The organism is Hymenobacter saemangeumensis (assembly GCF_039541835.1).
GTDB lineage: Bacteria > Bacteroidota > Bacteroidia > Cytophagales > Hymenobacteraceae > Hymenobacter > Hymenobacter saemangeumensis.
Genome location: NZ_BAABGZ010000013.1, coordinates 372,823 through 388,091, shown reverse-complemented (window position 1 = coordinate 388,091; position 15,269 = coordinate 372,823). Strand labels below are relative to the sequence as shown.

Sequence of the window (15,269 nt, the reverse complement as noted above, 5' to 3'; positions counted from 1 at the left end):
GCGGCCTGGTAGCCGACAGCCAGTCGTAGAGCAGAATTCCGCTCAGCCCGCCGCGCAACGGCAGTGCTGGCAAAGCGGCGGAGTACAAGGCCGCGCTACACCAGGAAGTAGGCAGCAGCCTGCACCAGCAGCACGCCATCGGTGAGCAGGGCGAAGTAGTAGTCGCCCTGCTCCTCCTCGGCGCCCCAGATAACCGCGGCGGCCAACATAGCCGGCAGCAGCACAGCCAGGGGTGCGGCGCCACGGGCCAGCCCCAGGGTGGCCGCTATGGACAGAAAAAACCAGCCCAGGCGCTTGGCGCCGGCCACGCCCAGCACGCCGGGGAAGGTATAGATGCCCGCCCGGCGGTCGCGGCTGTAGTCGCGGATGTCGAACACCAGGGCCAGGGCCAGCACCAGGAAAAACCGCTGCCCCAGCAGGCCGGCGGCTTCGCTCAGGGGGCGCAGCCCGGCCAGGGCCGGCAGCCCCACCGTAACCAGCGACCACACCCCGGCGATGAGAAAGACCTTCAGCAAGGGCACTTCGCGCAGGGCCCGGCGGCGGCCGCGCCACTTCAGCAGAGGCCAGGAATAAAGCAAGGCCAGCGCCGCCAGGGGCAGCACCTTGGGCAGGTAGCGCCCCCAGTCGTCGCGCCAGAACAAGTACCCGGCCACCACAGCGGCGGCGCCGGCCAGCAGGGCTAAGCCCCGCCGGTGCCCCTGCTGCCAGGCCTTGCGGGCCGAGTTTCCCGCCGGCTGCTGGTGCTTGAAGGGCAGGGCCGCATCCAGATTGTACACCAGCAGGGTAGCGGCGAACACCATCAGCACCAGCCGCTGCCCACCCGCTCCTATAGACGGCCACAGCTGCAGGGTAGCAGCCGTTTGAGCCGCTGCTGCCACTGCCAGCCAGGTGCTGCTATACAGCAGGGCATCAACTCCCCGCAGCCACCAAGGGCGGTCAGGCGGGAAATCAACTGGAGGCGACAGAGCAGGCATCGCCGAAATTTAAGGCTTCAGGGGTTTATGTGCTGATTAATTGATGTGCTGATGTGCTGTGGAGGCAAAACAGCACATCAGCACATCAATTAATCAGCACATCAAAAATCATCATTCATTCATCGCCCGGTTTCACTGTGTGCGGCGTCTACTGGCTTGGACTCGGGGGAGCCTTGCTGGCGCAGGAAGATGCTGAGGCCTACAATGCTGAGAATGCTCAGGAACTCGCTCTGCCAGTTTTGCAGCGACTCGAACCAGAAGCGGCTGGTGCCCATGTACTCCCAGATGCCAACGGCTGCCTTGCCGTGCTGCACCTGCTCCAGGCTGTACACTTCGGCCCCGCCTTTGGCATGCAGCCAGAGCGACACGAAGAACAAGCCGAAAAAGGCCAGGCTCAGCGAATGTTTGTACAGGGCCAGGGCCAGGCCGCCTACCCGCACGGGCCAGGGCGCATCCTTTTTATGGGGCCGCGGCTTGTCGTCCACTTCCTCGGGCTCGTACAGCTTCTTGGACTCGGCCGAGCCTTTCTGTCGCAGCCAGACGGTGAGCAGCACGTACAGGCCCATCTGCAGAAACTCACTTTCCCAGTTTTCGAACGTAGCCTCAATGAAGTGGCCGGAACCAAAGTATTCGCGCGCCGAAAGCTCGGCGAGGCCCATTTCTTTGAGCTCGTCGTTGTAGTCGTGCCTGCCCGTGACGAACTGCCCGGCCAGCGTGCCGACAATCAGAATAAATACCACCAGCGACAAGCTGTTTTCATACAAAAACCGCAGCAGCGCCGACTTGGGACGGGAAATGGCCATGCCGCCTTCTACGATTTCGCTCTTAATTGGGTGCAGCGGCCGGGCCCGGGCAGCAGCAAGAAGCGCCGCCCCGGTGCCGCCCAAAACCGCGTGGGCTTCGGCCGGCACCGGGGCGGCGCCATTCCCCCGCGAGACGGGCTTACTTCAGCTGCAGCGGAGCGGGCTGGCTTCGCTTGTCCTGGAAGGTTTCCTGGTAGAGCTTGATGCTGGCGTCGATGATGTTGTAGGCATCCTCCCGGCCCATGAAGCGCTCCACTACCACCTGCTTGTTTTCCAGGGCCTTGTAGTCTTCGAAGAAACGGCGCATCTCCAGCAGCATGTGGGGCGGCAGGGCGCTGATGTCGTTGTAGTGGTTTACCGACACGTCGTGGGCGGCCACGGCAATGATTTTGTCGTCTTCCTCGTCCTGGTCCACCATCTGCATCACGCCAATCACCTTGGCCTCGATGATGCACATGTGGGGCACATCCACCGAGCACAGCACGAGAATGTCGAGCGGGTCGTGGTCGTCGCAGTAGGTCTGCGGAATAAAGCCGTAGGCAGCGGGGTAATGCACGGCCGAGAACAGCACGCGGTCGAGCTTGAGCAGGCCACTGTCTTTGTCGAGCTCGTACTTGCCCTTGCTGCCTTTGGGAATTTCGATGATGGCCTGCACAATGGCAGGGTTCTGGTCGCCGCGCGACACGTCGTGCCAGGGATTGAAATGGTTGTTCATTGGGTAATGAATTGATTTTTTAATGTGCTGATGTGCTGATGAAATGTTTAGCGGAGGTAGAGGCAATGCTGTATAAAAAGCCTATGTTTATGCCGCCTCTTCACCTATTCTACCATGGTAATGACTGAATCCGATAACTTGATTGTCAGACTGACATTTGAGTTTTCATTATTAATAATGGCATACACTGAGCGCCTGGAAACGCAGCGGCGCTACGTAATGGCTAAACAGCTAATGCGAAGTGGAACGTCAATTGGAGCTAATGTGCGCGAGGCGCAGAGTGCCGAAAGCCGGGCAGATTTTATTCATAAATGCAAAATTGCCGCAAAAGAAGCCGAGGAAACCGATTATTGGCTGATGCTGTGCCAGTGCGCACCTGGCTATGAAGACCCCACGGAGCTGCTTTCCCGCCTGCTGATTATTCGCAAGATTCTGTCGAAGATTATTTCATCGACCCGCAAGCCCTTGGCATAGGTATAGGTAGAGAAACCAGCCCAGCGGTTAATTAGCACATCAGCACATTATTCAATTAGCACATCAACGCAGCACTTCCTGCAAGGGCTGCCCGCTGCAGCCGTTGGGCTCCTGAATGTGCAGCCAGCGGGCCAGGGTGGGCGCGATGTCCACGATGCGGGCGGGGGCTACCGACTGGCCCTTGGGCACGTGCCAGCCCCAGAACAGCAGGGGCACGTGGGTGTCGTAGGTGCCGGCCGTGCCGTGGGTGGTGCCTTTCAGCACGGGATAGGTGTAAGCCTCCAGCCAGCCGGGGGTGAGCATGGCCAGCACGTCGCCGGAGCGGCTCGGGTTGTAGCCGTTTTCCTGAAACATGCCCGGGCCCTGCTGCCAGTGGGTGCGCTGCAGGTCGGTGGCGGTAGTGGTTTGCGCAATGCCGGGCAGCTTGAGCAGGGTGGCCGCCACCTCGGCCTGCACCTGGGCCAGGTTAAGCCCTTTTTGGGCCAGCAGCGGGCGGTTGAGGTACACCTGCTGGTTGTCGAGCTCCGACACCCACTTGCCGGCGCCGTAGCGGCGCACCAGTGCTTTTTCCACCGAGTCGCGCATCAGGGCTACGCTGACGCCGCCGGCCGGCAGGCGGTGCTCTTTCAGGAAGTTAACCGAGTGCGCCGCACCGTGGTCGGCAGTCAGAAACACCAGGGCCTGGCCTTTGCCCACGGTTTTTTCAATCTCGCGCAGCAGGCGGGCCACATCGCGGTCGAGGCGCAGGTAGGTGTCTTCGGTTTCAATGGCGTTGGCCCCGAACTGGTGGCCGATGTAGTCGGTGCAGGAAAAGCTCACGGCCAGCATGTCGGTGATGCCGGGGCGCTGGCCCAGCTGCTCGGCGCGCAGGGCTTCGAGGGCAAAGTCGGTGGTGAGGGAGTTGCCGAAGGGCGTCCAGCGAATCAGGTCGAGGTTGCGCGGCGAGGCTTTGGGCACGGTTTCGCCGGCCGCCTGCAGGTTGGCTTTCACCGCCGGCGTGGGCGCGGCGCTGAGCCGGGGCAGGTCGTGGGGAAATACGGGCTTGTCTTCGCCCTTAAAGGCGCCTTCCCAGGCCGCATCATCGGGGGTGCTTTCGGTGTACTGGCCGATGGGCAGCAGGGTCTGCCAGGGCTGGTCGAGGTAAGCCGCCGCCCGGTTCTGGGCATTGAACTTACTTACCCAGTCGGGCAGCTGCGTCATGTAAAATGTACTGCTTATGAAGGCTCCGTTGCTGCCATCATACCAGTAGGCGGCATTGGCCGAGTGCCCGGCCGGCAGAATGCTGCCCCGGTCCTTGATGCACACGCCCACCACCTTGCTCTGGAAGTTGGTGGCCAGGCGCAGCTCGTCGCCAATGGTAGTGGTGAGCATGTGGCGCGGCGACTGCTGCCCGGCCGCAGCCGAGCCGCCTACCGGCTGCACGGTTTTATCCTCGGTGACGTAGGTGCCGCGGCCTTCCTCGCGCACCCACCAGTTGTTGCCGATAATGCCATGCGTGGAAGGCGTGGTGCCCGTGTAGATGCTGGCATGGCCCGGCCCGGTGTAGGTGGGCACGTAGTTGTAGTGGGTGCTTTCGTAGCTGAAGCCTTCGCGCAGCAGGCGCTTAAATCCATCCGAGCCGTACTTGTCCCAGTAGCGGTAGAGGTAGTCGTAACGCATCTGGTCGACCACAATGCCCACCACCAGCTTGGGGCGGGGCAGGGGCTTGGCCGCTTTCTGGGCAAAGGCAGGAGCCGTCAGCAAGGCAGCCGCGAGGGCTAGGGCAACTTCTTTTCTCAAGGCAAATAAATTGGGCCAGGCTCCAGCCCGGCATATCAGGAAATGGCAAAGCTGCCATCCAACGTCTTCATACGGCACAATACGGGCGCACAGCTGGAGCAGCGCGGCACTCTCCGGCCGCAAAGATACCGCGCAGCGCGCCTCCTCCCCCATCCGGCCAGCCGCCGCCGATGAAGTTGCGTATGCCAGCAGGTTACGTTTCTGGTTCCTGGTTCCTTGTTTCTTATTCCTACCCCCTGGTTGATGGTTAAGAACAGCTAATTTTTAATTCATAATTTTTAATTCCCCTTGAAGCCTGCTCTCATTTTTGACATGGACGGCGTGCTCATCGACAACACGCCCTACCAGGCCCGCGCCTTTCAGCTGCTCTTTCGCGACCTGGGCCTGACCACCAATGCCCGGCGCCTGCTGGCCCGGCTCAACGGCATGCCAGCCACCAACATCCTGAAGACGGTGTTCCGTAATCCCGTGCCTGAAAAGCAGCTCAAAGAGTACGCCAGCCAGCGGGAGTTTCTGTACCGCACCCTGTACTGGACCAAGCGGCGGGAGATGCCCGGCCTGCGCCCGTTCCTGGAAGCAGCCCGGCAGGCAGGCTTTAAAATCGGGCTGGGCACCGGCTCGGCCCCCGAAACCATCGGCTACATCATCGACCACCTCGACCTGCGCCGCTACTTCGATGCCGTAGTGGGCAAAGCCGACGTGGAACGCGGCAAGCCCCATGCCGATACCTTCACCGCAGTAGCCGCCAAGCTGCGCGTGCCGCCGGAGCAGTGCGTCGTCTTCGAGGATGCTGTTCTGGGTGAGCAGGCTGCCTACAAGGCCGGCATGCGCGTGGTGGCCGTGGCATCTTCCCTTAAAGCCAAAGATTTTCAGGCCCCGATGGCCGTTATCAAGGACTTCACGGAGCTGACACCCGAGCGCCTGCTGGAGCTGCTGCAGTCCCAGCCCACCGCGCCCAAGCCCGACAAGCAGCGTGCCCAGCGCAACTACATGAAGCTGTAGCCAGGCAGCGGCTGGCGGCTGGCTTACTCATCATAAGCCTGACACAAAAAAAGGCCCGGTGCGAATGCACCGGGCCTTTTTAGCTTACAAGGCAAGCCTTATTCCACTACCACGCGCTGGGTGAGGACGTCGGTGCCGGCCTGCAGGCGCAGCACGTACACGCCGGCGGCCAGGGCCTGGGTGTCGAACTCACTGGTAGCACCAGCCGCCGTCAGGGCGATGGTGCGCGAGGCTACCACCTGGCCCAGGGCGTTGAGCAGGGTGGCCTGCACGTGCTGCTGGCCCGCTACCGGGGGCAGCAGCACCGCGAAGCGGCCCGCGGCCGGGTTGGGGTACACGCTCACCTTGCCGGCCAGCAGGGCCGACTGGGCGGCCGTCACGCTGGCGCCCCGGAACACCAGGCTGAAGCGCGTGGTGCTGGTGCCGGCCAGGGTGAAGGCGTAGCGCGAGCCGGCGCTGAGCAGCAGCTGGGTGCCGGTCTGCGCGTCGCGCAGGTACACCGTGCCGGTGCCGAAGTTCGCCAGCGTGGCGGCTTCAAAGGCGAAGGCGCCGGCCTGGGGTACGCGCAGGGCCAGGGGCACGATGACTTCCGTGCCGGCTACCGGGGCCAGGCCGTTAATAGCCAGCTCCACGTTACCGGCCAGCGAAGCCAGGTTCCAGCCCGAGGGGTTGGCCAGCTTCACGGCGTCGGTGGCCGCATCTACACCGGCCGTGGCGGCCGCGTCGAAGTACACAATGGCCTCATCACCCACCTGGCTGCCACCCAGCAGCTGCAGCTTGAGCTGCGGACGGGTATCGGCAGTGCTGCGGCCGAAGCCGGGCTGGGCGCCGAACGAAGTGACACGGTTGGCGTTGGTCAGGTTTACTGCGCCGGGGGTGCCAGCGGCGCTAACCCGCACAAAGTAGCCCTGGCCGGCATTCACCAGCGGCGACTCGCCTACACCGTTTACATAAGTGCGATAGAAGCCGCGGTACTGGCTCGTGGCCGAGTACACGTACATGGCGGCATCCATGCCGGGGCGCTGGGCCGCGGTTACGGTGCTCCAGTCGAGCGGAGCCGGGTAAGGGTTACCCAGCAGGTGCCAGCCCGCCTCGGGGTCGGTGCCGCGGTTGAGGGCGCCCGAGTTCTGGGTGCCGTTGTTGAACGTACCACGCAGGTCAACCAGGGCCGTAGTGGGCACGTTGGCAGTGTAGCCACGGGTGGGCTGCATCACGTCGGTCAGGGCGCTGGGCGAGAACCAGCCTTTATCGAAGCTGCCGTAGGGCGAAGTTACCGTAGCAATGCGGTCCTGGTTGTAGCCAAACACCGTGGGGAAGGGCGACACGTTGCCGGGGTCGGCGGCGGTGTTGTAGGCCGGGTTCACCACGGGGGTATACGTCGGGGCCGTCAGGTCGGCAAACGTGGTGCTCTGCACCGGCGAGCTGTAGTGGCGGTAGCCAACCAGAGCGCCGCTCGTGATGGCACGCTGCAGAACACCGCCGGCGCCGGTTACGGTACCCGTGCTGGTGCTCACAATGAGGGCCGTGCCAGGCGTATCCGACAGCAGAGTCAAAGTGTTGGTAGCCGTCGTCACGATGTTGCCGGCCGCCGTCAGGCGTACTTCGCGCAGCACCGATACCGGCTGGGTCAGCGTCAGGTTGCTGGAGTTGGTCGTCGTCAGGTTCATCACCTGCGCGGGCAGGCCGCTGCCGGTCGACTGCGACGAGGTGGCGTTATACACGTAGCTAGCCAGGGGCGAGTAAGTGCGGGTACCCGTCAGCTGTACGGCACCGGTAGCGCCCGAAGTGGTGATGCCGGAGGTGTTGCAGATGCGCAGCTCGCCGCCGTCGGCCAGCACGAAGTTGCCCGAGCCGTTCAGCGTCTGGCAGTTGGTTACCAGCGTTCCGCCGCTCTGCACCTGCAGGGAGCCAAACACGCTTACCGTGCCGGTGAGGGTTGCCACGCCACCATTAACAATAGTAATGTTGTTGTAGATACCAGCCGGCACGTTCTGAGCGCTGCTTACCGTCAGGTCGGTAGGCTCTGTCACGCAGATAGAGAATGTCTTGTTCGTCGGGTTGGGGCTGTAGGGGTAGTAGCGTACCAGATAGGTTGTGCCGGGCGTCAGCGACGTCAGGGTCAGCGACTCGTTATTTCCACCCACATCGGAGCAACCAATGTTTGCCCCGGCAGCGCAGTTATTCGTGCGCACTTCCATAACGCCGTCGAAGGTACCCGTTACCGAGATGTTGTGCGTTGTGCCGGTAGCTGTGAAGCGGTACCACACGTCCTGAGCAGGAGCTGTCCCAGTAAAGCCATTGCAGAGGATGGGAGCCAGCGACTGAGTAGCCCCATTCACAGTGCCGTTGGTAGCCGTGCAAGTGGTCGACGACATCAGCGTAACTGCGTTGACGCAGTCGTCATTGGCAGGCGGGGGCGCAAGCGTGGAGAAGGTATGGGCCGTGCTGGCTGCGGTGGCGCCGCCCGAGCAGTTGCCGGTTACTACCACGCTGTAGCTGGTGCCGGGCGTCAGGCCGGTCAGGGCAATGGGCGAAGCCGAGCCCGTCACCGTCACGGGGCTGCCCATGGCGGGCGTGGCCGTTACCGAGTAGCTCGTGTTGCCGTTGCCAGCCGTGAAGGTGATGTTGGCCGAAGTCGACGTGATGGTGTTCGAGGACACGGCAGTCGGAGCCGCGCAGGCGGCCGGCATGGTGGCACAGATGTTAAACTGGCCGTTGCTACCGTTGTTGTAGGCCCATACCCGCACAAGCAGGGTGGCGCCGGGCGTCTGCCCGGTTACGGTCACCTGCGAGAAGTTGGTGCCGCCGAAGTCATCGTTGCAGCCCAGCGCAGTCAGCATACCGCAGGTGCCGCTGTACACGCTCAGGCCGGTGTCGGTAAGTGGGCTGCCAGTAGCAGCGCTGGTGGCTACCGTCACCGTACCGCTGGCGGGAACTACCACGGTGTACCATACATCGTTGAAGATTGAGCCGGCGCAGGTGGGGTTGGGGATGGGTGCGGCCGAAGCCGTTGCCCCAAGTGTGGTGCCCACCGTGTTGGTGCAGGTCGTGCTGATGCTCAAGGCTGCAGCCGCGCTGCAGTCGTCGTTAGCCGGCGGGGGGGCCAGGGTAGAGAAGGTATGGGCCGTGCTGGCCGCGGTTGCGCCACCCGAGCAGCTGCCGGTTACTACCACGCTGTAGCTGGTGCTGGGCGTCAGGCCGGTCAGGGCGATGGGCGAAGCTGAGCCCGTCACCGTCACGGCGCTGCCCATGGCAGGCGTAGCCGTTACCGAGTAGCTCGTGTTGCCACTACCGCCCGTGAAGGTAATGTTGGCCGAAGTCGACGTGATGGTGTTCGAGGATACGGCAGTCGGGGCCGAGCAAGCCGGCGGGTTGGTTACGCAGATGGTAAAGGGGCCCTGCGTATCAGACGAGCCGTATCCAGCTATACGCACATAATAGGTGGTGCTGGCCGTCAGGCCGGTCACTGTCAGGGCCGGGGCCACGGTGTTGTTGGTCGAGCCAGCCGAGCAGGCTACCTGCGTGAAGGGTCCTGCGGAGGAAGCCGCCGAGAACACGCGTATCTGGCCGGCAGTGCTGCCGGTTACGGTGATAACCGCCGCCGTGCTGGCCGAGCCGCTGGCGGCCGTCGTGAAGGTGTACCACACGTCTTTAGGGCTGGCCGCGATGGCGCAGTCCGGCGAGGAGCCGTTCACGTAGCCATTGGCCGTGGTGGTGGTAGCGCCAGCGGTGGTGCCGTTAGTAGGCGAACAGGTGGCGGCCATTGTTAGGGCAACAGCGCCCGTGGGGTTGTCGTTTGCCGGGGCAGGCGTGAAAACAGTAAAGTTAACAGTAGCAGCAGGAGCTGTGCCACCTGCTGAACAGTTGCTTACCACGCTCACCGTGTAGGTAGCTCCCGTCGTCAGGCCGGTCAGGTTTAACGGTGAGGCGGTAACGGTATAGGTTGTCGTGGCCGGGTTGGTTGTTACGGTGTAGTTGGTTACCCCCGAGGCAGGAGCAGTGAACGAAAGCGTAGCCGAGTTACCCGTGGTATTGTTGCTGATAGAAAGACTGGTAGGAGCCGCACAGTTTGCTGCCGACAGGAACCGTGTTTCCGTTGGCAGCGAATTTCCAGCTGCGTAGTTGGCGACGATGCTCACGGTATAATCGGTGCTAGCCGTCAGGCCCGTAAGCGAGAACGTGGTAGCCGTGGCATTGGCGAAGGTACCAACCACGGCGTTAGTGCTCGTAAGTCGTACCGTAGCCGTGTAGCCCGTCGGGGCAGTGGACGCAGTAGGAGCTACGTAGGTGATGGTAGCAGAAGTGGCCGCAACGGTAGTGGCCGTAGGCCGGATAACCGGCAGCTGCGCCGTGGTGGATGGCGTGTAGGTGAACGTCAGGCCCGAGGTAGGCAGCACCGCCGACGAGAGCGTAACGCTGGAGGAGGTGGTCATAGCAGCCCCAACATTGGTTCGGAGGAACGAGGTAGTGCTTTGACGGTTATTATAGTCGGCCGTCGACGTGCCCCGCAAGCCAATCTGGGTTCCCGTTGAGCTGGTTGTGTTGGTGATGGTGAAGCTGCCATACACGATGTTAATCGCGCCGGTGGCCGTATTCAGCCGGATTTGGAAATTGAAGTTGTCACCCGACCCAGTAGCGCCAAAGCGCTTAAAGTTACTGTACTGTATTACAAACTCCGAACCTACAGTCTGGGTCCGAATCTCACCCTCGGAGCCGGTCGTCGGATTGCCTTGCAGGTCGCGCCCCAGTGCCGCGATGGCCCCGGCATAGGTGGCAGTGGAAGAGATAGGGCCGTAGTTGCTGGTAGTCGCGGTGGTACCAAACGTTATACTACCATTGGTATTGATGACGATGTTGGTTTGCGAACCCCCCGCAAAAGTGAAGGGAGTAGGCAATGCAACCGCATAGCCAACGTCATCCAGCGAGGTGTCACCGCTGGTAGAATTTCCCGTAACTACGGCCACCTGGGTGCCGCCCGTAATGGGCGTGTAAGTGCCCTGGGTTTGGGTAAAGCCATAGGCGTCGGCCCGGTTTTGTGCCTGCGCCACGCCCATGCTCAGCAGCACGGCCCAGAAGGTGGTCAATAGCCACTGCCAGCGGCTTCTGCCGCCAGACAGTAGGTGGGATGCCCGGCCTTTCGGCATGGGGGGGTGCATCCCAGATTGTATCTGTGTTGTCATGAAAAAGAGGGGAAAAGGGTGATTGAAAAAAAACCGCCAGCGAGGGGATGACGGTGGGTTTGCTGTTTAACTCCTAAAGTTAAGGTCTTTTTAACAATCAATGGGGTGTACCATAAGAAATTGATTAAACACCGAAAAATTCTCGGCCAAGGGAGCATAAAACTAGGTGAATGAAATAAACAGGGCATGAAAAATGGCCTTCCGAAAGCGGAAGGCCATTTCTGCTAATTTGATGAAAGTGCGGCTACTGCACTGCCAGTCGCCGCGTCAGCACCTCCGCCCCAATGCGCAGCTGCAGGGTATATACGCCCTGGGCCAGGCCCTGCAGGTCGAGCTGTAGCTGCGTTCCACCAGCGGGCAGCGGCGCCGTGTGCGTCCGCACCTGCTGGCCCAGGCTGTTCACCAGCGTTGCCTGCACCTGCCGGGCCCCGGCCACGCCCGGCACCTCCACCGTGCACCGCTCCCGGGCCGGGTTGGGGTAGAGGTGCACCGCGGCCGCGAGCGGGGCCGAAGTAGCCAGCGGCGCCGCCGGCCCGAAGCGCAGGCTGAAGCGCCCGGCCAGGGGCTGGGCCGCCTGCTGGGCGCTCAGGCTCACCCGGTAGCCGGCCTGCTGACGCAGCTCTACCTGCTGCCCGGTCTGCGCGTCGTGCAGGTACACTGCCTGACCAGCCGGCCAGTTGCCCAGCTCCGCCAGGCGCAGCACGTAGCTGCCTGCCGCCGGCACGGCCAGCGCCAGTGGTACCAGCGTGGCGCTGCTGAAGCCCGGCAGGCCCGCCACGGCCTGCGCTTGTCCGTCGGCAGCCACCGCGGCCAGGTTCAGCCCGCTGGGGTTGACCAGCTTGGCGGCGTCAAAGCCGGCGTCGGTGCCGGCTGTGGCCCCGGCCTGGGCGTAGAGGTACACGGCATCAACCAGGCCCGTGGGGGCCTGCACTTGCAGCTGCAGCTGCGGGCGCAGGTCGGCCTGCCCGCGGCGGAAGGGCGCCGGCTGGGCAAAGTCGGTGCTGCGCTGGCTGTTGCGGAACGTCAGCTGCCCGCTGGCCTGCCCAGCCGACACGCGCACGAAGAAGCCCTGCCCGGCGGCCACGAGCGGGTTGCCGCTGCCCATGCCGTTGACGTAGCTGCGGTACTGCCCCCCGTACTGGCTCGTGCTCTCAAACACGTACATGGCCGCGTCTAGCCCCGAGCGGTCCGCCGCCGCTACGTCGCTCCAGTTCAGCGGCGACGGGTACGGATTGCCCACCAGATGCCAGCCAGCCTGCGGGTCGGTGCCGCGCGTGAGCGGGCCCGTGCTCACGGTGCCGTTGTTGAAGGTACCCCGGAAGTCAACAATTGCCGAAGCCGGAATATTCACGGTATAGCCCTGGGTAGGCTGCATCACATCGGTGAGGGCACTAGGCGAGAACCAGCCCTTGTCGAAGCTGCTGTACGTCGAGGTTACCGAGGCGATGCGGGTTTCATCGTAGCCAAACACCGTGGGAAAGGGCGTAATCAGGTTGGGCGTAGCCGAGCTGTTATAAGCCGGGTTTACTACCGGGGTAAAGCCGGGCGTGCTCAGGTCGGCCAGCGTGGTGCTTTGCACCGGCGAGCTGTAGTGGCGGTAGCCCGGGCCCGCGTTCAGGCCGGGGTCGATGGCACGCTGCATGATGGCGCCGGGGCCCGTTACGGCACCGGTGCTCAGGTTGGCCACCAGGGCCGTGCCGCCGGGCGTCGACAGCAGGGTGAGCGTGTTGCTGGCGGTGGTCACGATGTTGCCAGCTGCCAGCAGGCGGACTTCCTGGGTCACGGCCACGGGCTGCGACAAAGTCAGGTTGTTGGCGTTGCTGGTCATCAGGCTGCGCACGGTGGCGGGCAGGCCGTTGCCGGTGCTCTGGGCCACGCTGCCCATGTAGAGGTAGCTGGCATCGGGCGAGTAGCTGCGGGTGCCGGTCATCTGCACATCGCCAACGGTGGCAGTAGCCGTGATGCCGGCCGCGCTGCAAATGCGCAGCTCGGCCCCGGCAGCCAGGGTAAAGCTGCCCGGGCCGCTCAGGGTCTGGCAGTTGGGTGCCAGGCTGCCGCCGCTCTGCACGAGCAGGGTGCCAAACACGCTGGTGGGGCCGGTAAGGGTGGCTACTCCCCCACCCTGCACGGTGATGTTGTTGTAGGAACCGGGCGGCACATTCTGGGGGCTGCTCACCGTCAGGTCGGCGGGCTGGGTAATGCAGATGCTGAAGGTTTTATCCACGGGGTTGGCCACCGAGGGATAATAGCGCAGCAGGTAGGTGGTGCCGGGGTTGAAGGTGGTCAGGGTGAGGGTTTCGTTGTTGCCCGTGACGTCGGAGCAACCCACATTAGTGCCGGCGGCGCAGTCGTCGCTGCGCACCTCCAGCACGCCGTCGAAAGTGCCCGTGATGGCAATGGTATGGGAGCGCACGCTGGCCGTGAAGCGGTACCACACATCCTGGGCCGGGCCTGAGCCGCCAAAGCCGTTGCAGCTGATGCGTGGCAACGACTGCGTAGCGCCGGCCACCGTGCCGGCTACGGGCGAGCAGGAGGCAGCCGACGTCAGGGTAATTGCGTTGGCGCAGTTGTCGTTGGCTGGCGGGGGCGTCAGGGTGCTGAAGGTGTAGGCCGTGCTGCTGGCCGTAGCGCCGCCGCTGCAGCTGCCGGTGACCACCACGCTGTAGCTCATGCCGGAGGCCAGGCCGGTCAGGGCAATGGGTGAGGAAGTACCGGTAGCTGTCACGGCGCTGCCCGAGGTGGGCGTAGCCGTTACCGAGTAGCTCGTGTTGCCGTTGCCGACCGTGAAGGTGATGTTGGCCGATGTCGACGTGATGTTGCTGGCCGCAACCGACGAAGGCGCCGCGCAGGCCGGGGGCTCAACCACGCAGATAGTAAAGCCGCCCGCAGCCGCCGTGGTGGGTGCCGCGCTGGAGTAAGTGAACACGCGCACGTAGTAGGTAGCTCCCACCGTCAGGCCCGAAGCGGTAATGGTTTCGGTGCCGCCCGAGCCGGTGGCATCGGTGCAAGTCCCCAGGGCCGTGCCGGGGCAGGCCCCCGAGCGCAGGCTGAGCACGGCGTCGAAGCCGCTGTTGCCCGTCACGTTGATGATGTGCTGGCCGGTGGTGGCCACGAAGGAGTACCATACGTCGTCGTCGGCGCTGCCATCGCAGGCGTTGGGTACGGCCGAAGCCGTGGCGCCGATGGTGGTGCCCGATACGGGCGTGCAGGACGCCTGGGGCGTCAGGCCGATGGCCCCGCTGCAGTCGTCGTTGGCCGGGGCCGCGTAGGCCGTGGTGAAAGTGGCGGTAGCAGGCGCAGATGAGGCGCCCCCGGCACAGTTGCGCACCACCTGTACGGTGTAGCTGGTGCCCGGCATCAGGCCCGACAGGGTAGCGGGGGAGGTCGTGACGGTCTGGGTGCTGGAAGCCGGCGTGGTGCTGATGGTGTAGCTGTCGCCGCTGACCACGGAAAAGGACACGCTGGCCGAGCTGGTGCTTACGCTCCCCACGCTGATGGATGGCATGGAGCAGGCCGGGGGGGTGAAGGTGAAGGTGAGCCCGGCAGCAGGAATTACGGTAGCGCTCAGGGCCATGCTGGCCGAGCTGTTGGTGCCGGCGCTGCTGGCCGCCCAGCTGCCGCTCGACAAGATGGTACGGTTGTTAAAATCATTGCTGTTGGCGCCCCGCAGGCCCACCTGGGCATTGGTGCTGCCGCTGCCGTCGTACGTGAAGGGCCCATATACCAGGTCAATGGTGTTGCCCAGCTGGTTTAAGCGAATCTGGAAGCTGAAGCTGTCGTTGGCCGGGCCGGGCGAGCTGTTGCCGAAGCGCTGAAAGTTGCTGAACTGCACCACGAAGGTTTGCGCCGACCCGGAGCCCAGCGTTTGGGTGCTGATTTCGCCCAGCGGCGCCGTCTGCCGCCCCTGCAGGTCGCGGCCTAAAGCCGAAATGGCGCCGCTATAGGAAGTAGTCGAGGAAATGGGAACGGTCGTCGTGGAAGCACTACCGAAAGTCAGCGAGCCATTTGAGTTGATAAACAGCGAGCCGTAAGATGCGCCATTGAACACGAAGCTAAAGGGCAGCGTCACGGGAATAGTCGACGAATCCAGGTAGCCATTGCCGGCAGAGGCCGTGGCAACCACCGTGGCCCCCGTCAGGGGTGCGTAACTGCCATTGCTCTGCGTAAAGCTGTAGCCCGACACCTGGGCCTGCGCTAAGCCAACACTCAGCAATACAGCCCATGCACTTAGCAAAAGCTGCTTTCCAAAGCTTATGCCATTGGTCGAGATGCGGGATACCCAGGCTTGTGGCCCGTTGGCACAACTCCCGGCTTGTAATGGTGTAATCATGAAAGTAGAAAA

At 63.3% G+C, this 15,269-nt stretch carries 8 protein-coding genes; 2 read left to right on the top strand and 6 right to left on the bottom strand.

Annotated elements, in window-relative coordinates; genetic code table 11:
* Positions 1-95: 95 nt before the first annotated feature.
* The 3 genes from ABD919_RS05960 to ABD919_RS05950 form a co-directional block, all read right to left on the bottom strand.
* On the bottom strand, positions 96-974 hold the full coding sequence (locus tag ABD919_RS05960; RefSeq protein WP_345234701.1) for a UbiA prenyltransferase family protein: 879 nt from the start codon (positions 972-974) through the stop codon (positions 96-98).
* Positions 975-1,093: 119 nt separating this feature from the next.
* Positions 1,094-1,777: a DUF6766 family protein gene (locus ABD919_RS05955; protein WP_345234699.1), complete on the bottom strand. Its 684-nt coding sequence runs from the start codon at positions 1,775-1,777 to the stop codon at positions 1,094-1,096.
* 139 nt (positions 1,778-1,916) lie between these two features.
* Positions 1,917-2,492, bottom strand: a complete 576-nt coding sequence (locus tag ABD919_RS05950; RefSeq protein WP_345234698.1) for an inorganic diphosphatase — start codon at positions 2,490-2,492, stop codon at positions 1,917-1,919.
* Between the two features lie 120 nt (positions 2,493-2,612).
* Between ABD919_RS05950 and ABD919_RS05945 the strand changes: the two genes are divergently transcribed.
* Positions 2,613-2,966, top strand: coding sequence for a four helix bundle protein (locus ABD919_RS05945; RefSeq protein WP_345234696.1), 354 nt, complete (start codon positions 2,613-2,615; stop codon positions 2,964-2,966).
* A gap of 63 nt (positions 2,967-3,029) precedes the next feature.
* Here the strand turns inward: ABD919_RS05945 and pafA are convergent, their stop codons facing one another.
* Positions 3,030-4,745: an alkaline phosphatase PafA gene (gene pafA, locus ABD919_RS05940; protein WP_345234694.1), complete on the bottom strand. Its 1,716-nt coding sequence runs from the start codon at positions 4,743-4,745 to the stop codon at positions 3,030-3,032.
* A 288-nt stretch (positions 4,746-5,033) separates the two neighbouring features.
* On the opposite strand from pafA, the gene ABD919_RS05935 reads away from it, so the two are divergent.
* Positions 5,034-5,747: an HAD family hydrolase gene (locus ABD919_RS05935; RefSeq protein WP_345234692.1), complete on the top strand. Its 714-nt coding sequence runs from the start codon at positions 5,034-5,036 to the stop codon at positions 5,745-5,747.
* Between the two features lie 98 nt (positions 5,748-5,845).
* On the opposite strand, the gene ABD919_RS05930 is transcribed toward ABD919_RS05935, so the two are convergent.
* Positions 5,846-10,831, bottom strand: a complete 4,986-nt coding sequence (locus ABD919_RS05930) for a fibronectin type III domain-containing protein (protein ID WP_345234690.1) — start codon at positions 10,829-10,831, stop codon at positions 5,846-5,848.
* 340 nt (positions 10,832-11,171) lie between these two features.
* On the bottom strand, positions 11,172-15,257 hold the full coding sequence (locus ABD919_RS05925; protein ID WP_345234688.1) for a fibronectin type III domain-containing protein: 4,086 nt from the start codon (positions 15,255-15,257) through the stop codon (positions 11,172-11,174).
* Between the last annotated feature and the right edge of the window lie 12 nt (positions 15,258-15,269).